Raw genomic sequence first — 20,977 nt, forward strand, 5'->3', positions numbered from 1 at the left:
GTATTTAAATGATTGGATTTCAATTAGTTTTTATTCTTAATAATATTTTCTAATTTTGCAGTAAATGATCTCCGATGAAATCCGGCGAAAACTTCAAAATATCATTAGAGGAGATGTCCTTGAGGGGCAAGAAGATCATTGCACAGCAATCAGAAATCTCCTTTGCCAAAGCTTTGGCTCAGATCCAACTGTTAAAAGAGAATTCGAAAGTCGCTCAGTTCTCAAAGAAGAGCAGGCTCGCTTCTTAAAATCTTACGCAGAAAATAACAGGCTTTGGATACCTGCCTTAGCCGAAGGTAGCCAATATTTGACCCGGGGCGGCGAGTCTGAGATTTATCTGGCACCTGATCATCGACATGTTATCAAAGTAAACGACGCTGTTTATTATGCTACCTGGACTGAATATTTCAATAGCCTGGTAATCCATAATTTGTTGTTCCCAAGCACTGCCTATGAATTGTCAGGTTTTACTGCTTGCAAAGATAGCGTACTTTGTGTTGTGCTCAGGCAACCATTCATCGAAGGTGGGCAGGCCAACCTCGCAAATATCAAAGAACATTTAACCTTTAACGGGTTTCGGAATACTAAAAGACAGGACTATTTCAATGAGGAATTTGGATTGATATTGGAAGATATGCATGATGAGAATGTAATTTCCAGGGGAGATGTACTGTTTTTTATTGATACAGTATTCTACATAATGGAAAAGGAGTAATTGCCCTTCCTCCTCTAAAATACTTGTTAATTTTCCGGTTGCCCGCAAGCGCCTGTTGTCCGTATTTTTGCATTATAACAAACCGCAAATGCAACTTTCAACAGACGTGATGTACCAGGCCATTCTCAACAAGGATACCTCTTTTGAAGGCGTATTCTTTACGGCGGTGAAAACAACCGGCATATTTTGCCGTCCGTCCTGCAGGGCCAGGAAACCCAAAAAAGAGAATGTCGAGTTTTTCAGTACGGTGAGGGAAGCGATCACAAAGGGATACCGCCCCTGCCGGGTCTGCAATCCCATGGAAAACCTGCATGAAACGCCGCCACAGATAAAACAGTTGATGGATGACCTGAACAACGATCCTTCCCTGAAGATCAGGGACAGGGATCTCAGGCAAAGGAAGCTGGAGCCGAATGGCGTCCGGCGCTGGTTCCTGAAACATTATGGGCTCACCTTTCACGCCTACCAGCGGATGCTACGCATTAATACCGCCTTCAAAAGGATACAGGAAGGGCAAACGGTAACAGATGCCGCGTTCAATATGGGATATGACTCGCTCAGCGGTTTTGGCGATTCATTCAGAACTGTTTTCGGGTTTTCTCCCAGCGACAGCAAAACAAAAAGAATAATAGACCTCAGAAGACTGGAAACGTCCCTGGGAACCATGTACGCCTGTGCCGTGCAGGAAGGCATCTGCCTGCTGGAGTTTACAGACCGGAGAATGCTGGAAACGGAATTCAGGGACCTGGGCAAAAAGTTCAATGCCAATATTGTGCAGGGGCATAACCCGCATTTTGCCTTGCTGGAAGAGCAACTGCGCGAGTATTTTGAGGGCAGCCGGAAAGCATTTACCGTTCCTTTATGCACGCCGGGCTCGGAGTTCCAGTTAAAGGTGTGGTCGGCGCTGCGGGAAATTCCCTATGGCGAAACAAGAAGTTACAAGCAGCAAGCGGAGCATATCGGTTCGCCGGAGGCTGTAAGGGCGGTTGCGCAGGCCAACGGCATGAATAAAATAGCCATTATCATTCCATGTCACCGCGTTATTGGCGGCAGCGGTGAACTTACGGGTTACGGTGGCGGCATCTGGCGCAAAAAGAAGCTGCTGGACATGGAAAAAATGAACCGCTAAACCGGTTGCGTTCCCTCTCTTTCTCTACTCCCTTTTCTTCATATCATTCAATTATTCCGGGCTATGACAGCACGTTCATACAGGCCTGAAGGGATCGCATTGGCGGTGCTCCTGACGGCTCCGTTACTTTATGTGATCGATATTTTCATCATTAACATGGCCATACCCGCCATAAAAAAAGGCCTGAACACAACCGATGCCGCTATCCAGTTGGTGATTGCAGGGTACCTGTTAGGCAGCGCCTGCTTTTTTATCATTGCCGGCAGGGTAGGGGACGCCGTGGGAAGAAAGAAAGCGTTCTTCTGGGGAATGCTGGCTTTTACCGTGACCTCCTGCATCTGCGGCATGGCTACCACCTCCCTGGCGCTGAACATAGCGAGATTGCTGCAGGGTATTAGTTCGGCATTTATGGTAACGCAGTCCATTGCCCTGATACAGTTGCTGTTTACGGCGCCCGGGGAAAGGGCCCGGGCCATTGGCTGGTACGGCATTACGCTGAGCATTGCCGCTATTATCGGCCAGATACTGGGCGGTTACCTGGCTGATACGCATATGCTTGTTGCAGGATGGCGCCTGGCGTTCTTTATTAACGTCCCTGTAGGCATGCTTGCCTTATGGGCAATCAGGCGATACCTGCCGGAAACGCCCGGGGAGCCCGGCTCTGGATTTGACTATGCCGGAGCGGTGACCATCATGTTCGGCCTGGGCGCCCTGATCTACTCACTCACCGAAGGCCGGGAACAAAACTGGCCGCTTTGGAGTAAGGTCATGATCCCTGTTGCAGTGGTGGTACTGGGTGCTTTCTTTCGTAGCCAGAAAAGAAAAAGCCGCGGCAACCTGGCTCCCCTGATGGATACGAACCTCTTCGGTTTAAAAACGTTCAATATCGGGTTGCTGGCCGTGCTTTTCCATTTTATGATGCATACGGCCTATTTGCTGATGAGCGCCGTTTACCTGCAAAATGGCCTGCGTATTTCGGCCCTGCAGTGCGGGGTGTGCTTTATCCCGCATGCGCTGTTGTTCATGCTGTCTTCGGCTATTGCATCCAGGATGCTGGTCAGGCATGGCAGGAACGTACTGTTGGCCGGCCTGGCGATCATACTGGTGTCGTTTGTCCTGCAATTGATCTATTTTAACGGGCATACCAGCTTCCGGGTAGCCATGCTGCTGATTGGCCTGTACGGGTTGGGCAACGGGCTGGTGCTGCCATTCATGTTGAACGTTGTGCTCAACGGGGTTCCTGCGCAACATGCCGGGGTGTCTTCGGGCATTTTTTCAACCCTGCAGCAAACCGCATCTGCCCTGGGGATCAGCATTATCGGCGGGATATTTTACCAGTCCATCGTACACAGTCCTTCCGACAAATACACCATTGGCCTGCACAACGGTCTGAAAGCAGGCATGCTGTGCCTGGTGATGGTGGCGCTCATGCTGAGCTTTCTTCCTAAAACTTTTTCAAAAGAATCGGCAGCGATGGCTGCTGAGTAAGGGGGATGGGTGACTGTTATTTTACCGCGTAGCTTTGAAAAAACCATCTACTTCCCTGGCCCACAATTCCGGTGTTTCCAGTGCTGCAAAGTGGCCGCCCTTTTCCATGACGGTAAACCGCTTCAGGTTTACATTTCTCTCCGCCCATTCCTTTGGCGTAGGAGCGTCTCCGGGGAATGTCGCCACGCCGGTGGGCGTGTTGACCTTTTGGCCCGAAGCCAGTTGCTGATAGAAATTTACCGCATATGTACGCATAGAGGAATTGATTGTCTGGCTCACCCAGTAGATCATGATGTTGGTGATCAGCTCGTCCTTTGTGAAATGATCCTCGATCGTGCCATCCTGCGTACGCCAGGTATTGAACTTTTCGATGATCCAGGAAGCGAGACCTACCGGGGAGTCATTCAAACCATAAGCCTGCGTTTGCGGCTTGGTGGAGTGCAGCATGGCATATGCTCCTTCCGTGTACCACCATTGCTGGATGAACTGCCCGAATTCCTGTTCCGCTTTGGTCATGGTGCTCCAGTCTTCCGACCCCTTGGGGTACCCCACGTCTGACAGGTGAATAGCTGCCACGTTTTCGGGGTGAAGATTGGCGAGTGACTTGGCGATGCCGCTGCCAACGTCGCCGCCAGCCACCAGGAAGGTTGGGTAGCCCAGGGCTTCTTTCATCAGCATAGCGAAAATTTTTGCGGAGCCGTCATCCGTCATGGCCACGCGGCTGGAGAAACCGAAACCGGGAATGGAAGGTATCACCATGTCATAGTCGTCCGTTAGTAAGGGAATGACTTTGTAATAACGGTAGAAACAATCGGGCCATCCGTGCAAAAGCAGCAAGGGCCGGGCATTGGGGTTTTTACTTTTGATGTGCAGGAAATGAATGGTAAGACCGTCTATTTCCGCTGTGAACTGTGGAAATTCGTTGAGCGCGGCTTCCTGCCTGCGCCAGTCGTAACCATCCTGCCAGTAAGCAATCAGGCTTTGGAGAAACACGGGATCCGTACCGTATTTCCAGCCGGCGTTTTCAGGCGCATCGGGCCAGCGGGTCTGGCGGAGGCGGTTTTGAAGGTCGTCCAATACAGTTTGTTGCACATCGATCCTAAAAGGTTTCACATTAAACATATGGGAGGTTTTTTGGGTTTGCGCGTGGGCGGTTTCCGTTATAACAGCGATAGCCAGTAAAAGGATGATCTGTTTCATGGGTCTTTGTTTGATGAAACAAAATTCCAGGTGGGCTATGACAACAGTATGTCAGTAGCAAGCCGGCTGTCAGAAATAAAAATACGTTCTTTTGAGGAAAAGGCGAAAAGGCGGGTACAACGGACGTAAGCCGCCCGCTGCATCCGCCTTTATAAGGGGTAATATATTTACGTTGAGCGCTGCTCAGTAAGGCAACTGGTAGTACCGGCAAACCGCGTAGTAGTCATTAAAGTCTATATCCGGCAATTGATCTGCAACCCGCCCGCCGGCTGTTACCTGGTTGGCATAGATGCGGATGATCCGTATACTGGCGTATTCTTCCCCGGTCCCGGAAACCTTGTTGATCACAAAGTTTACCTTGCCGGACGCATGAAACCAGTAGGCGCGGTAATCACTGCTGCCATTTAAACCGAAACCGGGTATGGGATATACGTTGCCGCTGGCCCTTACCAGGTATATATGCCAGGCACTGCGGTTCATGGTGTCGGCCGTAGTGGTGACCTGCAGTGTAACGGAAGCGGTAGTGGCAAAATTGTGCGCCCCGTAAGTGTATTGGGTAACGTTGGCATTACCGGCAATGCCTTGTGGCCCCTGTGGGCCTTGAGGTCCTTGCGGACCCTGGGAGCCGTCTGCGCCGGGAGTCCCCTGCGGGCCTTGTTCTCCCTGCGGCCCCTGTGGGCCTTCCAGGCCGGGATCTCCTTTTTTACAGCTAATGACAGCCAGGGATAATACAATAGCAGCAATGAGCATTTTGAACTGTTTCATGATAGTTGAGATTTGGGGTTCGTATTAATAAAATGACCGCTGTGAAATTATAACCTAATCCGGTAGGGACATCAGGTATAAATACCTGATTTGAATAGCGTATATACTGCATTTAGGAGCAGGGGCTGGCGGTGGGAGCCAGCCCCTGTCTTTATTGTTGTTGGGTTTTAATATAATAATCGGTCGCCGCTTTCATAAAAAGCGCCAGTTGCCTGTCGGGCAACACATCAGCAGGCGCATCCTGGTTGCCGGCAACATACAGTTCCCCCATTTTCCTGAGATACTCCAGTTTGTGTGGCGCTATTTCCCCGCCGGTGAGCCGGTTGATGATCTGGTAACGCCGCGCAATGCATTGTTGTACCTCCTTGCTTTCAGGGCCGCCGGGCATGAGCGCCGTTAACCGCGCAGTAATGTCATGCAGTTCCGTTTTCATAGATTCCATTTCCTGCTTGTCTAAACTGCGCAGCGTAGCCTCTATTGCTAAAACTTTTTCCTGGCCCCATCTGGACATGGCCGTTGTTCTGTAGGCCATCATTTTATCCTGCGGGATACCTTCGTATAGATCTTCTGCCTGTAACATAGTTTTGTTTTTTAGTGTTACCAATGTTTTTTCTATGGTACCAACCAATGTGTTTATCCTTTCCTTCCGGGCCAACAACGCTTTTTTATGCTCCTCCAGGGCCTGCTCCAGGTCAAATGCCGGATCATCCAGGATGGCGCAAATGTCTTTCAGCGGAAAGTCAAGTTCCCGGTAAAAGAGTACCTGCTGCAAACGCAACAGTTCTTTTTCGCCATATAGCCGGTACCTGGCCTCGGTACGGACAGAAGGTTTCAGCAGGCCCAGCTTGTCATACAGGTGTAAGGTGCGCACGCTGACACCAGCCAGTTGGGCGAGCTTTTTTACAGAATAGTTGTTCATTGTTTGGATTTATACCTTGTCAGTGCAAATGTAGGGTATGACCTAAGGTGAGAGTCAAGGGGCAAGCCGGATTTTTTTAAAATACGGCTAAAGGTGTTTTAATGTTACCTATCTTGCTCCCATGAAATTCAGGTTCAACCCATGGTACATTGGACTTACTATTTTGCTGTTTCTTATAGAAGTGCTGATTGCCAGGTATGTACATGACGCGTTTATCCGTCCCTATGCCGGCGATTTCCTGGTAGTTATCCTTATGTATTGTTTTATATGCAGCTTTGTACAGGCGCCGGTGGTACCGGTGGCTTTGGCAGTGCTGGCATTCTCATACCTGGTGGAGACCCTGCAATATTTCAACCTGGTAAAACGGCTCGGCCTTGAACATTCGCGGATAGCAAATATTGTTATCGGGAATCATTTTTCCTGGGCAGATATATTGGCTTACACACTGGGCGCGGGCTTTATAATGCTTGCGGCGCAGCTCCTGCGCAAAAGATCGCCTAGCGGGGCTACAGGCGCTTTATCCGTGTAGGAATTTTTATTCGCGGAATGCTTATCTTTGCCCCATCGCAAAACTGACAAAGCCTTGCGCCATGTAATCGTATCAACATATTAAATCTTCGTACGCGCTGCTCCGTGATGGAGCGGCAGGAAATCTGTTTGTTGATATAAAACCACTTTACATGGCTATTTCACGAAAATACGGCCGCACTTATCATTACCCCTTCTCGCCCGGCACCACCAGCGATGACCGCATACGGCATGACTATTGGCAGCATCTGCAAAAGATACCCGTGCTGGTGCATACCGAAAAGCTGGATGGCGAGAATAACTGTCTTTCACGTCATGGTGTGTTCGCACGTTCCCATGCTGCGCCCACTACCTCGCCCTGGACGGAGAGTATCCGGCGTTTTTGGGAGGGTATCCGCAGGGACCTTGGCAACCTGGAAGTCTTTCTGGAGAACCTGTACGCGATCCATTCTATTGAATACCGCAACCTGGAACATCACTTTTACGTGTTTGCCATACGCGAGCATGACCGCTGGCTGAGCTGGGAGGAAACAAAGTTTTATGCCGGTATGCTGGGTTTGCCCGTGGTACCGGAGATACAAGTGATCCCTACGCCTGCAGACCGGCATGCTTTTGAGCAGGAAGTGTGCGCTATTGCCGCAGGGCCAGGGGCGCTGCAACCGTATAATATGCTGGATGGGAAACCATCTACAATGGAAGGCATCGTTACCCGTAACGTTGAAGGTTACCCGGTGGATGCTTTCGCTGAAAATGTATTCAAATATGTGAGGAAAGGGCATGTGCAAACCGGCGCGCACTGGACGCGTAACTGGAAGCGCGCCCGCTTAAATTACGAAGGAGGTAAGCATGTGGACTATCACGGATCATAAAGACTGGACATTGCTGGAGCAGCAGTTTGACTGGGTGCGGGACATGCGGGAAGTACCCCAGGATGCGCTGCATCACGCAGAAGGCAACGTCGCCATACATACAAAAATGGTACTGGAAGCGATGGCACAGGATGTACGTTACCAGGAGCTGGATACGCAGGTACAGGAAACGCTTTGGGCAGCCGCCCTGCTGCACGATGTGGAAAAGCGCAGCACCACCGTTACGGAACCGGACGGCAGGATCACTGCCCATGGCCACGCACGCAAAGGCGCCCAGACGGCCCGGTTCCTTCTCTACCGTGACTTGCCTGCTCCCTTTTTTACCCGGGAGGAGATCGTGGGCCTGGTGCGGCATCACAGCCTTCCGCTCTGGTTGCTGGAGAAGCCCGATCCGCTGAAAACGCTGATCAGGGCCAGTATGGAAGTAAATACCCGCTGGCTGGCCATGCTTGCGCGCGCGGATGTGCGGGGGCGTATCTGCCAGGACCAGGAAGACCTGCTTTACCGGGTAGATTGCTTCGAAGAGTTCTGTAATGAGCAGGGCTGCTGGGGCGCCACCCGCCCCTTCCGTTCTGCTCATGCCCGCATGCATTACCTGGAGCGGGATGACGCCTACCCGGATTACGAGCCCTTTGAGGCGCCTGAAATGGAAGTAGTGCTGATGAGCGGGCTGCCGGGCGCCGGCAAGGACACTTTTGTGAAAAAGCATTTCCCCGGTATGCCCGTCATTTCCCTGGACGATATCCGCCTGCAACGCGGCATCGATCCTGGGGACAAGACCGGTAACGGTCAGGCCATCCAGGAAGCAAAAGAACGGGCCAGGGTGTTATTGCGGAAAAAGACAGGCTTTGTCTGGAACGCTACCAATACAACGGCGCAAATGCGCAGCCAGTTGATCTCGCTGTTCCTGGCTTACCGGGCACGCGTAAAGATCGTGTACGTGGAGAGCCCGTATATGGCCCTGCACAAGCAAAACCGCGACAGGGAAGCAGTGGTGCCCCCGGCCGTGATCGACCGGCTGGTGCGCAAACTGGAGGTGCCGGCGCCCTGGGAGGCCCATGAGGTGAGCTATCATATTCAATGACTGCGATCAGTGAGGGATAATATGACTATGAATTGACCAAACAAAACGGGGTAGTGCCAATCGCCTGGTACTACCCCGTTTATGCTACCCCGTTCTAACTCAATACCCCGGGTTCTGCAACAGGTTGTTATTCCCGGATATGGCCTGCGTAGGCACCGGGAATCTTTTATAATGATCATCAGAGGGTTCATGGTCCCACCAGGATTCCGTCGTGAATTTTTTCCAGCGGATCAGGTCCGTCCTGCGGCGACCTTCGGCCAGGAATTCAGTGCCCCATTCATCCAGCATACGGTACTCATCCAGGTTGGCGGCTGTTACCGGGTCGGGATCTATGCCGTTTTCAAAATTGCGTTTTCTCACTTCATTGATCAGGGTGGCCGCCCCGCCTTTATCTCCTTCGCGCATCAGGCATTCTGCCAGCATGTACTGGATCTCCGTCAGGCGGATAGCCGGGTTATCCGCGCCCCAGCGCAGGCTTTTGTCCGTATTGTTCGGGACAGGCACCTTCACGATGCGGACGCCGGTATTCTCTTCTCCTTCCGACATTTTGGAGGGCAGCTCGCTTACGGAGGCGTAGCGCCTGCCGGGGCCCACTTCGGAGAAACGGCCTACCTGGTCTACAAATACCAGCGGCTGGTCTTTGTACTCTTCGCCGCCGGTGATCACTTCCCCGGAAGGCGTCAGGTGCGGGCCATAGATGAACATGCCTTCATAACGGCCTCCGCCCAGGTATTTATACGGTTTTTTCCGGAGGTCGAGGTCATTGAATTTCCTGAAGGGAGCACCCAGCTTGTATTCCGCATACCATTCTCCCGTGGGTTTCTTTGAAGGGGTAAGATGTGCGCCGTTCCAGCCGCCGCCGTCTATGCCAAAATACTTAATTGTATTATAGTGGTAGAAGGTATTGTAGAACCAGTCATATTGCAGCTTGTTGAATTCCGAGGGAATGGACCAGATGATCTCCGGCGACCGGTCATTGCTAAAGTTGTGCGGGCCGTACCAGGTGGGGTCCAGGCTATATTCGCCGTATTGTTTGGACAGGATGTCCTGGCAGAGCTTTTTGCATTCCGCAAACATGGGCTGGCCGATATAGGCTTCCGCATTGAAATAAAGCCTTGCCAGCAAAGCGGCTGCAGCAGCCTGCCGTAAAGCCCCTTCTTCCATGTCCCCGGCATTCTTTTTCGGCAGTTTCTGTATGGCTTCCTTCAGCAGCGTTTCTACGTGCGTGAATGTCTCCTTATCGGTGTTGCGCGGCAGGGACTCGCCTTCCAGGGATTCGAAGATCGGGAGTCCGCCGAAATAGTCAAGACCTCTCAGGTAGAAGAAGGCGATGAGCGTAGTGAGCTGGTTGATATGATCATCCTTATCCGCCTGCGTCAGCGCAAACTTTGTATAATCCAGCTTTTCCAGGTCCTGCTTGGTGTCCAGCGCTAAGGCAACTCCCATCAGTGTTCCGCGCCAGGTGCCCCATATCCAGTTGTCATCCGGCGTCCAGCGATGGTAGTGATACCTTTCATTTTCCCCGCCGTTGTACCAGTGCCGGCCCTTGGTAGTGATAGCAAACTGGTCGGCAGTGTATTCCTGCAGGTTCCAGCGGTCCTCTCCCAGGTACCAGCGGGCATGGGTAAACGGGCGGTACAATGCCGCTTTGATGTCTTTTTCGCTTTTGAAGAATGTTTCAGGCGTTACCCTGTCATAGAACTCCTGGTCCAGGTTGGTACAGCCCCCCAGGATAAGGAAGGCCGCCGTCAGCAATGTAAATCCCAATATCTTTTGCATACTAATGACTTGTGAAATGAATAATGTGGCCCATTAAAAGCTGGCCTGCAGGCCAAACATGAACGTGCGTGTTTTCGGGTATACATCCCTTTCCTCAAAACCCGGTTCCAGGCCATTGATATTTACTTCCGGGTCCAGCCCGCTGTAATTCGTCAGCACGAACAGGTTACGGGCCGTAGCATACAGCCGCAACCCCTTGAGGGGCTTCACCATCTGCGGCCGGAAGGTGTATCCGAGGCTGAGGGCGTCCAGTTTCAGGAAAGTGCCTTTTTCCAGCCAGTAGTCGGTGAGCTCCTTTTCACCTGTGATATGCTGATGCTTGTCAAAGGCATCGCGGAGCACGTTCTGTCCTCTCACGTTCGGAAGGCTGTAGTACATGTTGATCATGTTGAATACATCATGCCCGATCCAACTGCGCATGTAAACGCCCGCGTCAAAATTTTTCCACCGCAGCGAGTGGTTCCACGAAAGGATCAGCGTGGGGATAGCATTGCCGACGAATGCTTTATCCTCATTCCGTTTAGCCTGCTCCGTTACATCAAAGGGCTTGCCTGTTTTATCATACAGCATCCAGTTGCCTTCCTCTGTAAAGCCGGCAAAGCGCCAGAGGAAGAAGCGGCCGATGTCTTCACCGGGATACAGGCGCACGGCGGTGCCGGGGTTACCGGGAGCGGGAAATGATTTACGGTCGGAGAAGGTCTGCCCGCCATTCAGCGTGGTCAGCGTGCTGCGGTTGGCAGACGCTACGATGCCGGTGGTATAATCCCAGTCTGCTGTTTTTACCGCGTTCCAGTTCAGCTCTACCTCATATCCCCTGTTCTCCATGTTGCCCACATTCACAGTGGTCTTGTCATGGATAGCAGGTGGCTGGGACACGCTTACGTCGTAGATCATATCATCCACACGGCGTTTGTATACATCTATACGCCCGCTCAGGCGGTTGTCAAACAATGCGAAGTCAAGGCCGGCGTTGAACTCTTTCTTTACCTCCCAGCGGATATTGGGGTTCTGGTTATGCAGCACGCCATAGGTGCGCAGCCATTCCCCGTTCACCAGCCACCAGGTGTCCGGGCCGTACATGCGGGTGGCTACATTGGCATTGAAACCTTCATTGCCGGTAGCGCCGTAGCCGCCGCGGATCTTCAGGTTGCTCACAATAGGGGAGCCTTTCAGGAAAGGTTCTTCAGACAGGCGCCAGGCGGCAGACAGGCCGGGAAAGTCGCCCCAGCGGTTGCCGGGGGCAAACTTGGAGGAGCCTTCGTGGCGCAGGGAGGCAGTAACAATATACCGGTCCCGGAAGGAATAGTTCACCCGTCCGAAGAAAGCGATGAGCTTTACGGTGGGGCTCTTCCAGGAGCCCAGTCCTGCGCGCCCGTCGGCCAGCCAGGTGCCCGTGTTCATATCGTTTTCTTCAATCCCGTCTACCGGGAAATTGGAGTTGTTTGCGTCAAAACCCTGCCCGTTGAAATCCTGGTAGGTATAGCCGCCTACCGCGTTGACCTGGTGGTAGCCGATCGACTTGTTGTAATTCAGCGTCAGCTCCAGGGTACGGTCGTTCCACCGGCTGTAGGACTGGCTGGCATACCCGTCAATGTTATCATTGCGGGAAATGCGGTGCTGGGCTGAGCGGTAGAAGTTCTTATGCTCCGTGTCATTCTTTAATGCCACCATGCCGGAGGCGTACAGGTCTTTGGTGATGTTGATCTTCAGTGTGGAGCTGGCCAACAGGTACTTGAACTGTCCCTGGTCTTTCCGCAGCTTCACTTCCGCCAGCGGGTTAAAATAATCATAGCCGCCAACGGGAATGTTGTAGCCGGTTACGTCATTCGGGTCATAAGGCGTTTCCGTAGGATTCATTACCAGCGCCATATTAAATATCCCGTTATCGCTGAAGTCCGCATCGGCCTGCATGTAGCTGATATTGCTCGTTAGTTCTGCTGCACCGTCAAAAAAGCGGAAGTAGGTATTGATACGGCCGCCGCGTTCTTTTCTTTTGGACTCAATGGCCATGCCTACGGCATCGCGGGCTGTGAAGGAAGCATATATCTGCGCATTTTCCGTTCCGCCGTTCACATTCAGCACGTAGCGCTGGCTGAAGGGAGACTGGTTGGTGACTTCCTTGTACCAGTCGGTTTTATGCCCGAAGTCGGTTCCCATGTCGTGTGCCACGAACTCTTCCGCGCTGAGGGACTCCGGCCTTCTGCGGACGGATTCAAGAAAAAGCTCGCTGGTAAAGCTGGCGCGTATGGCGCCGGCCTTTGCCTTTTTGGTAGTAATGAGGATCACGCCGCCGGAAGCCCTGGTGCCATAGATGGCGGCGGCAGACGCGTCCCGGAGTACGCTGATAGATTCAATATCTTCTTTCACCACCGTGTTGATATTGCCGCCAGGGATGCCGTCTATTACCACCAGCGGGCCCTGGGCTGCATTGATGGAGTTTACGCCGCGGAGCTGGAGGGAAACGCCGGCGTTCGGATCCGTGCCATTCGTGGATTGCACCGTGAGGCCGGGCACTTTTCCCTGTATGGCCAGCAGCGGCGATACGGTGCCGGCAATCAGGTCACGCTGGCCCAGGTTGGTAACAGCGCCGGTGAGGTCCCGTTTGTTGATGGAGCCGTATCCCACTACCACTACTTCATTCAGCTCCGTATCCGCGCTTTCGAGCATCGTCACGTTGATGGTCGTTTGCCCGTTTACCGGGATGGCCTGTGCGGTATATCCCACATAGCTGAAAGTGAGCGTGCCTTTTTCGTCTACACGGACGGTATATTCGCCGGCTTCGTTCGTCACGGTGCCGGAACCGGGGCCGGATGCCACGGTAACGCCCGGCAGGGGAAAACCTTTGCTGTCCGTTACCAGCCCGGTTACAGTGATCAGCCCAAGCGGACGTTCATCTTTTTTAATGACCACCAGTTTGTTCTCCATCTGGTCAAAAACGAGATCGGTGCCTGCCAGCAACCGGCTCAGCAGGTCCATTACGGGCATGTCCTTTGCATCCAGCGTCACCTTTACCTGGTCGTTCAATACCAGGTTGCTGAACACAAACCTGTAATGGGTCTTACGCTCCACTTCCTTCAGGGCGCTGGTGAGCTTTGTATTGTGGAAATCCACACTGACCCTGTCCTGTGAATTTCCCTCGTACGCCGTAACCTGCAATGTGGTAAGCAGCAATAATGCTGTTGTCAATTTCATAAGTAGAATCTTTTTAAACGCCCCTTCCAGGGGCAGTTTAATACAGGTGATTTTCATACCTTAGAGTAGGTTTAAATGTTAGAAATGCGGCACAGGTATTGTCTGATGCACTGGCCATGTTTTTAACCGGGAGCGTACAGGTACCAACTGTGCCCTCCCTTCTTTTTTTAGCAAACGGGAATTTTATTTATTTGACGTGATTTTGGTGACTGATCGTTATTTCTTTTCCATTGATACTGTACGTAAATCCGTATGAAGCCTGCAGCGCTTTCATAACCTGGTAGATATCCTCTTTTTCAAATGTGGCGGTGAAACTATATTGTTTGACGGTTTCATCTTCAAATATGATCTGCACATCAAACCAGCGTTCCAGCTTTTTCCTGATATCGGCGAAAGATTCATTTTCGAAGATCAGCCGGTTTTGCGACCAGGCTGTTTCGATATTCTCCTGGTTATGGTTGTAGGAAAGCGGCATGATGGCTGTTCCCAACTGGTGAACAACCGGCGAGGCCGGGCTGGATGAAGGCAGGGCGGCCAGGTCTTTGCTGAGTACGAATTTCTCCTTCGGCAGCAGCGTTTTGTAGCCGGATGCCGCGTGCTCCAGGCGTATTTCCACCTTGCCGCTGATGAGGGACGTTTCGCTTTTCTTTTCCCCCGGGTAAGCTTTTACGTTAAAGACGGTACCTAGTACCTTTATTTCATATCCTTCTACTTTTACGATAAATGGCTGACCGGCATCATGTGTTACATCAAACAGCGCCTCTCCCGAGAGGCTTACGGAACGGTGCTGGTTGCCGAAGTCCCGGTCTACCTGCAAAGTAGACCCGGCATTGAGCAGCACTGTAGAACTGTCCGGCAGCCTGATCTTCTTTTTTTCCGCCAGGGCTGTTGTGAACACGTATTCCTGTTCTGCCGCTGCCGGCTCCTGCCGCTTCCCGTTGCGGAAAAGGAAGGATACGGCTACAACGATCACAGCGATGGAAGCCGCTATGGCAATGGCTTTCCCGATATGCCGGCGCGGCCGGCTATCCGGGGATATTGCTGTTGTACCTGGTACAGGCGCATCCTCGGGCGCTTCCATCAGCATGAGGGAAAGGCCCAACACCAGTTCGCGGGCTTCTGCCAGCGTTCCCGCTTCCTCCGGGTGTGCTGCCTGGTAATTTTCCCAGTAAGCGACGTCTGCCGGGTCCCTGCCGTAGCAATAACTGATAAATGTATCATCTATGACCAGTTGTTCTATCTCCAAACGATCGGGCATGCTATACCTGTTTTAGATATAGACGGAAGCGCCCGGCTGATTTACCAACTTTTCCTGGTAATTTTTTTGGGGGGGAGTGCGGGAAGGGGATTTTCCGCCTAAAGCAGGGGCAGCAGGGAGAAGACTGCTGCAATTTTCAAACGGGGATGCGCCCGTTTCAGCTCTTCCCGGAGGGCTTTGATGGCTTCGTAGAGGTTATTATAAACGGTCCGGGTATGAAGACCGGTACGTTCAGCGATCTGTTCCGTGGTGAGGCCTTCGTAATATTTCAGGTGGATCACTTTCTGGCAGCGGGCGGGCAGCCGTTTGTAAGCCGCCCTGATGGAGGCCAGCAATTCCTCGTTGGCCTGGATGCGTACCAGGCTTTCCAGCACGGAGGGCTCGTAGGCGGTGGTGTCCATCATCGCCGCCCGCTGTTGTACTGTTTTTGTATGCCGGTAGTGATCGATCAGTTTGCGGATAAAAGCCCTGGTGAGGTAGGTCCTGGGATGTTGGACCGCCGTGGGGTCGAGATCTTTTTGCAGCAGCTCCAGGAAGAATTGCTGCACCAGGTCCCGGCTTTCATCTTCTCCATATCCCCAGCGGGTGGCGACATGGATCAGGTGAATGTGGAACTGCGCGTACCAGTTGTCGACGTGTTGTGAAAAGCTTGACCCCATAGCCCTGATGCGCCGAAAAAGTAATAATTAAATCCAAGCCATCCAAATTTCCCCGGAAAATGCTGCCCGGTAACCGCCGCAGCCCGCAGGTTTTGCCCTGCAGGCCGCGGCGGTATGTAGCCTGGCGTCAGCGCTGTGAACCGGTAGCGGCAACAGTATCTTCCTCCAGCTTTTTTTCAATGCTTTGCCGCAGTTCAAAAAGATTGTGACTGATGGCGGAAAGCCGGTCGCAAATATGATTGATGCGAAATACCCAGCGCAGGATTGCAACATAAATGACTACTACGCCGATGACCAGCATCAGTAATGGAATAAGTACTATGTAGTTATCCATAGGAAAATGTTTTATAAGGTGAAAAAATAGGCTGCCGCGTCAGCAGTTGCATTCGGACCTGTCTACATAAGTTTTATTTCCGTTGCTGTTGATATAGTAGCAACCTCCCTGTGCGCCTTTATACAGGCGCTTGCCGTTGTGGTATCCGCAGCCGGAAGCGCTGCCGCCGGAGGCGTTTCCCCCGGAACCGCTACCGCCTGAAGTGCTGCTGCCAGGAGACGTTTCGCCGGAACCGCCATCTTTTGAACAGGCCAGTAAGGAGAGCATAATAAGGGTTGACAGTAAGATCTTTTTCATAGCGTATAGTTGAGTTTACTCGTAATATTACCGGCATTCCGGGAGTGCCAGCAGGTTATTGGTCCAACGGGCATCTGCATCTGTTCTCAGGTACTTTCCGTTCGGGCCATCCACTACTTCTATATTGGCCCTCCTGCCATTAACGTAGGTATGGTAGGTATGGACGTTATTCTCAATATACCAGATCACTTCGCTGCTGGTCAGCTTCCAGCCCGCGCCGCCTAAATGTGTGATCCGCTTATCGGGATCGTTGTGGTCCTGTTTGTGGATACAGGTTACTTCATAATTTGCCATGATAAAAAAAAATTTTGGTTTTGAAATGGAGTACTATTCAGCAGTTAAAACTGCTATTCAAAACTAAGCAGCTTCTGTTTACCTGCAGGAGGGGATTTTTCCGGTTTTTATAAGCGTAGCAGGGAATAACAGGAGCGTCGGTCAGCCGGTATTACCACCAAAATTTGGTAAATCAAAAATTAATTGTCATTTTTACAATTAAGCTGTCGCCGATGGCTGCCACCGTTATGAATAAATGCTTCAGGCCGTACCTGAAGACAGACAGGTCCACTGCGTTATGATATGTAACTACCGGCACAGCTATGCTCCGATCATTATTCAAACCCGAAAATATACCGCTATGAGCTCAGGCAAATGGACAGGCTGGCTTTTAACAGTCATGATGACAACCTTCGTCAGCCATGGATACGGACAACAGCAGGCGGCGCTTTTCCCGCTCTCCGCCGTGCGGCTGCTGGAAAGTCCCTTTTTGCAGGCGCAGCAAACCGATGCGCAGTATATCCTGTCGCTGGATGAGGACCGGCTGCTGGCGCCTTTCCTGAAGGATGCGGGCATCCGGCCGCTGAAGGAGAACTATGGCAACTGGGAAAGCGACGGACTGGACGGCCATATTGCCGGCCATTACCTCACGGCGGCCGCGCAAATGTATGCGGCCACCGGTGATACCGTTTTCCGCAACCGGCTCAATTATATGCTGGATTGGCTGGAAAAATGCCAGCAGCAGAACGGCAATGGCTATGTGGGCGGTATCCCGGACGGGAAACAAGTATGGCAGCAGGTAGCGCAGGGCAGGGTGGAGGCCGTCTGGCAAAGGTGGGTGCCCTGGTACAATCTGCATAAGCTGTATGCCGGCCTGGTAGACGCTTACCAGCTTACCGGCAGTGAGCAGGCCAAAAGGATACTCATCGGTCTTTCGGACTGGTGCCTGCGTTTGACGGACAAACTGAGCGACGGGCAGATGCAGCGCATGCTGGGCAATGAACACGGCGGCATGAATGAAGTATTTGCCAACGTTTCCCGGATCACGGGTGACGAGCGATACATGACCCTGGCGAGGCGGTTTTCCCACCGGGCCATACTGGACCCTTTGCTGGAGCACCAGGATTCGCTGACCGGGCTGCATGCCAATACGCAGATACCCAAGGTGGTGGGCTTTGCGCGCATCGCGGCCCTTACCGGGGACAAGGCCTGGGCGGATGCAGCGGAGTTTTTCTGGAACACCGTCACCCTGCACCGGAGTGTTTCATTTGGCGGTAACAGCGTGCGGGAACACTTTAACTCCCCCGATGATTTCAGTCCCATGCTGGAATCCAGGGAAGGCCCGGAAACCTGTAACAGCTATAATATGCTGAAGCTCACCAAAGCGCTCTTCCTGGCAAACCCCGATGCAAAATATATCCACTATTATGAGCGGACCCTGTACAATCACATCCTTTCTTCCCAGCACCCGGAAGGCGGCTTCGTTTATTTTACACCGATACGCCCGGCCCATTACAGGGTATATTCCTCCTCGCAGCAATGCTTCTGGTGCTGTGTGGGGTCCGGCATAGAGAACCACGGCAAATATGGTGAGCTGATCTATGCCCACCATGCGGATGAGTTGTATGTCAATTTATTCATCCCGTCTGTACTGCAGTGGAAGCAGCGGGCGTTGGAGCTTTCGCAGGAAACCCGCTTCCCTTTCGAGACGTCCTCCACGCTGAAATTCTCTACCCAACGGCCGCAGCGCCTGGTGGTAAAACTGCGGCAGCCTGACTGGATTGCAGGCGCTTTCGAGGTGCAGGTCAATGGTAAACCGGTAAAGCTTCCGCCTGCCCGGAACGGGTATGTATCCATTGCCCGGACCTGGAAGAACGGGGACCGTATTACCGTGCGCCTGCCGATGCGCACCACGGCGGAGGTGCTCCCGGACAGCAGTCAATGGGTATCCTTCGTGCACGGGCCTTTGGTGCTGGCGGCCGCTGCCGGCCGCTCAGCTATGCCGGGGCTGAAGGCCGACAGCAGCAGGTGGGGGCATATTGCACACGGCAGGCTGGAGCCGTTGGAGGATGCGCCCTTGCTGGTGATGGAGGACCCCGCGCATGCGCCGATGCCGCGGGAAACAGATACCGCCGGGATGGTGTTCGGCATGGCCCACCTGGTGGAACAAGCAAAATATAAAAACCTGGAGCTGACCCCTTTCTTCCAGTTGCACGACAGGCGTTATATCCTCTATTGGCCTTATGCAGCAGCGGAGGAGGTCCCGGGCATAAAGGCTGCCATCCGGCAAAAGGAACAGGCCCGCCGGCAAAAGGAAGAGGCGACGGTGGATGTAGTATATCCCGGTGAACAGCAGCCCGAAGCGGATCACCAGTTCAAAGGAGGGCAAACCCGCGCCGGTTTTTTCAGGGAACGGCATTACCGTAGCGGTAAAGACTGGTTCAGCTATGTGTTGTCAGGCAGGGGAACGACGCCTGCAAAGCTGAGCATTACCTGCTATGGCGCGGAAAAGGACAGGAGCTTTGATATTTATGTTAACGATAGCCGCATAGGCGCCATCACCTTAACCGGGGAGGGCGGCAATGCCTTCAAAGATCATGTGTTTGACCTGCCGGCTGGTATTTCCGGCGGGGAGCCGCTCACCATCCTGTTCAAAGCCAGGTCCTCGTCCGCCATCGGAAGAATCTTTGAAGTAAGGTTATTAAAATAAAACAGCACGATTATGAAATTCCCTGCTTTCCTGGTAGCCATTTTAATGACCGGTTTAGCGGCGCAGGCGCAGCGCGCACAGAACCCTGTCATTTACGCGGATGTTCCCGACATGTCCATGATCCGGGTAGGAGACACCTATTACATGAGCAGCACTACCATGCACATGAGCCCGGGCGTGCCCATCATGCAATCCACCGACCTGGTGAACTGGCAGACCGTGAGCTACGCCTACGATGTGCTGGATGATGTGGACGCATTGAACCTTGCCAACGGGAAAAGCACTTATGGCAGGGGTTCATGGGCCAGCAGCCTGCGTTATCATAACGGTACTTATTACGTGACCACGTTCTCCAATACCACGGGTAAAACCTATATCTATTCCACGAAAAATATAGTGCAGGGCCCCTGGAAAGCGGTTTCGTTCAGCCCCTCCCTGCACGACCATTCCCTGTTCTTTGATGATGACGGCCGGGTATATATGGTCTATGGCGGCGGCAGGATCATGCTGACGGAGCTGAGCAAAGATGTTTCCGGCATTAAACCGGGAACGGACAGTAAGGTGATCATTGAAAATGCCAGCGCGCCTGCCGGCAACAATATCGGTCTGCCTGCCGAAGGTTCCCAGTTGTTCAAGGTCAATGGCAAATATTATCTTTTCAATATCTGCTGGCCAAAGGGCGGTATGCGCACCGTGGTGGTGCACCGTGCGGATAAAATTACGGGGCCTTATGAAGGCCGTGTCGCCCTGCAGGACAAGGGCGTGGCGCAGGGAGGACTGATCAGCACACCCGCGGGAAAATGGTATGCCTACCTGTTCCGGGATTTCGGTGCCGTAGGCCGTATTCCTTACTGGGTGCCGGTTACATGGGAAGATGGTTGGCCCGTGTTAGGTATTGACAACAAAGTGCCTGGTTCCCTGGATCTGCCGGCCGGCAGGGGATTGGCCCCGGGTATTGTCAGTTCCGATGAATTTGACCGTCCGCAGGGCGGCAATTCCCTGCCGCTGGCCTGGCAATGGAACCATAATCCGGATAATGACCATTGGTCGCTCACGCAGCGTCCCGGTTATCTCCGGCTAAGGACCGCCAGGGTGGACACCGCTATCCTGCAGGCACGCAACACGTTAACGCAAAGGACATTTGGTCCTGTTTGCTCAGTTGTCACGGCGATGGATATATCCCGTATGAAGGAGGGCGATTGTGCGGGCCTGCTGCTGTTGCAAAAGCAATACGGATGGGTGGGCGTGAAGGCGGACAAGGGCGCGAAGTCCATCGTAATGGTAAGCACAGATGCCGGCCGGCCGGTGGAAAGACAGCATATTCCCCTTACGCAGGATATCATTTACCTGAAGGCAGATTGCGATTTCAGGGACCGCACCGACAAAGGTTATTTTTATTACAGCCTGGATGGAAAGTCCTGGACGCCTGTTGGCGCCACTTTGCAGATGGCGTATACCCTTCCTCACTTTATGGGTTACCGGTTCGGATTGTTCAACTACGCCACGAAAGCGCCCGGCGGCTACGTGGATGTTGATTTTTACCGCGTGAGTGACCGGATCTCAAAGTAGCCCTGTTGCTGTTTCAACCCCGCATTGTATCCCCCCAAAGGCTGCCTCCTGCCTGGCAGCTAGCTGCTTTTTTTAAACATTTTATATTTTATGTACTACAAATAATCGAATTTGTGTACTTTTATTGCTGAAAACGGGAAATTGTATCCCTATATTCTGTTTTATATACTACATAATAAATGGGCAACCACGATCAACCAGGCAGCAAT

Annotated in this window: 18 protein-coding genes; 8 read left to right on the plus strand and 10 right to left on the minus strand. The window is 52.6% G+C overall.

The window, feature by feature from the left end:
• Positions 1–64 precede the first annotated feature (64 nt).
• From LX66_RS13140 to LX66_RS13150, 3 genes are all read left to right on the plus strand, one after another.
• The gene (locus tag LX66_RS13140; RefSeq protein ID WP_145714150.1) at positions 65–715 is read left to right on the plus strand and encodes a putative polyvalent protein kinase domain-containing protein; all 651 of its coding nucleotides are present in this window, start codon (positions 65–67) and stop codon (positions 713–715) included.
• An 88-nt stretch (positions 716–803) separates the two neighbouring features.
• A complete protein-coding gene (locus LX66_RS13145; protein ID WP_145714152.1) occupies positions 804–1,844 on the plus strand; it encodes a bifunctional transcriptional activator/DNA repair enzyme AdaA in 1,041 nt (346 codons plus the stop codon).
• 63 nt (positions 1,845–1,907) lie between these two features.
• Complete coding sequence (locus LX66_RS13150) at positions 1,908–3,332, plus strand: MFS transporter (protein WP_145714155.1); 1,425 nt, start codon at positions 1,908–1,910, stop codon at positions 3,330–3,332.
• A gap of 21 nt (positions 3,333–3,353) precedes the next feature.
• Here LX66_RS13150 and LX66_RS13155 read toward each other — a convergent pair whose 3' ends face one another.
• From LX66_RS13155 to LX66_RS13165, 3 genes are all read right to left on the minus strand, one after another.
• The gene (locus LX66_RS13155; protein ID WP_244620388.1) at positions 3,354–4,532 is read right to left on the minus strand and encodes an epoxide hydrolase family protein; all 1,179 of its coding nucleotides are present in this window, start codon (positions 4,530–4,532) and stop codon (positions 3,354–3,356) included.
• A 183-nt stretch (positions 4,533–4,715) separates the two neighbouring features.
• A complete protein-coding gene (locus LX66_RS13160) occupies positions 4,716–5,297 on the minus strand; it encodes a collagen-like protein (RefSeq protein ID WP_145714157.1) in 582 nt (193 codons plus the stop codon).
• 151 nt (positions 5,298–5,448) lie between these two features.
• On the minus strand, positions 5,449–6,216 hold the full coding sequence (locus LX66_RS13165) for a MerR family transcriptional regulator (protein ID WP_145714159.1): 768 nt from the start codon (positions 6,214–6,216) through the stop codon (positions 5,449–5,451).
• A gap of 163 nt (positions 6,217–6,379) precedes the next feature.
• Here LX66_RS13165 and LX66_RS13170 point away from each other — a divergent pair, with 163 nt between their 5' ends.
• The 3 genes from LX66_RS13170 to LX66_RS13180 all read left to right on the plus strand — a co-directional run bounded on the left by LX66_RS13170 (position 6,380) and on the right by LX66_RS13180 (position 8,697).
• Positions 6,380–6,745: a ribosomal maturation YjgA family protein gene (locus LX66_RS13170; RefSeq protein WP_244620389.1), complete on the plus strand. Its 366-nt coding sequence runs from the start codon at positions 6,380–6,382 to the stop codon at positions 6,743–6,745.
• Between the two features lie 151 nt (positions 6,746–6,896).
• Positions 6,897–7,613 carry an RNA ligase family protein gene (locus tag LX66_RS13175; protein WP_145714163.1) on the plus strand — a complete coding sequence of 239 codons (717 nt, stop codon included), beginning with the start codon at positions 6,897–6,899 and terminating at the stop codon, positions 7,611–7,613.
• Positions 7,591–8,697: an AAA family ATPase gene (locus LX66_RS13180; RefSeq protein WP_145714166.1), complete on the plus strand. Its 1,107-nt coding sequence runs from the start codon at positions 7,591–7,593 to the stop codon at positions 8,695–8,697. The genes LX66_RS13175 and LX66_RS13180 overlap by 23 nt, the downstream gene beginning before the upstream one ends.
• 99 nt (positions 8,698–8,796) lie before the next feature.
• Here LX66_RS13180 and LX66_RS13185 read toward each other — a convergent pair whose 3' ends face one another.
• The 7 genes from LX66_RS13185 to LX66_RS13215 form a co-directional block, all read right to left on the minus strand.
• Positions 8,797–10,476 carry a RagB/SusD family nutrient uptake outer membrane protein gene (locus LX66_RS13185; RefSeq protein WP_145714168.1) on the minus strand — a complete coding sequence of 560 codons (1,680 nt, stop codon included), beginning with the start codon at positions 10,474–10,476 and terminating at the stop codon, positions 8,797–8,799.
• Positions 10,477–10,509: 33 nt separating this feature from the next.
• Positions 10,510–13,668, minus strand: a complete 3,159-nt coding sequence (locus tag LX66_RS13190; protein WP_211366196.1) for a SusC/RagA family TonB-linked outer membrane protein — start codon at positions 13,666–13,668, stop codon at positions 10,510–10,512.
• Positions 13,669–13,855: 187 nt separating this feature from the next.
• A complete protein-coding gene (locus LX66_RS13195; RefSeq protein WP_145714171.1) occupies positions 13,856–14,926 on the minus strand; it encodes a FecR family protein in 1,071 nt (356 codons plus the stop codon).
• 98 nt (positions 14,927–15,024) lie between these two features.
• Positions 15,025–15,585: an RNA polymerase sigma factor gene (locus tag LX66_RS13200; RefSeq protein ID WP_145714173.1), complete on the minus strand. Its 561-nt coding sequence runs from the start codon at positions 15,583–15,585 to the stop codon at positions 15,025–15,027.
• Between the two features lie 127 nt (positions 15,586–15,712).
• The gene (locus tag LX66_RS13205; RefSeq protein WP_145714174.1) at positions 15,713–15,919 is read right to left on the minus strand and encodes a hypothetical protein; all 207 of its coding nucleotides are present in this window, start codon (positions 15,917–15,919) and stop codon (positions 15,713–15,715) included.
• Between the two features lie 39 nt (positions 15,920–15,958).
• Positions 15,959–16,216: a hypothetical protein gene (locus tag LX66_RS13210; RefSeq protein ID WP_145714177.1), complete on the minus strand. Its 258-nt coding sequence runs from the start codon at positions 16,214–16,216 to the stop codon at positions 15,959–15,961.
• Positions 16,217–16,243: 27 nt separating this feature from the next.
• The gene (locus LX66_RS13215) at positions 16,244–16,510 is read right to left on the minus strand and encodes a DUF3892 domain-containing protein (RefSeq protein ID WP_145714179.1); all 267 of its coding nucleotides are present in this window, start codon (positions 16,508–16,510) and stop codon (positions 16,244–16,246) included.
• A gap of 340 nt (positions 16,511–16,850) precedes the next feature.
• Here LX66_RS13215 and LX66_RS13220 point away from each other — a divergent pair, with 340 nt between their 5' ends.
• Both LX66_RS13220 and LX66_RS13225 read left to right on the plus strand, forming a co-directional pair.
• Entirely contained in the window at positions 16,851–19,199 is a 2,349-nt protein-coding gene (locus LX66_RS13220) for a glycoside hydrolase family 127 protein (protein WP_211366200.1), read from the plus strand.
• A 12-nt stretch (positions 19,200–19,211) separates the two neighbouring features.
• On the plus strand, positions 19,212–20,768 hold the full coding sequence (locus LX66_RS13225) for a glycoside hydrolase family 43 protein (RefSeq protein ID WP_145714181.1): 1,557 nt from the start codon (positions 19,212–19,214) through the stop codon (positions 20,766–20,768).
• Positions 20,769–20,977: the final 209 nt, after the last annotated feature.

It is taken from the genome of Chitinophaga japonensis (assembly GCF_007830125.1).
GTDB classification, from domain to species: domain Bacteria; phylum Bacteroidota; class Bacteroidia; order Chitinophagales; family Chitinophagaceae; genus Chitinophaga; species Chitinophaga japonensis.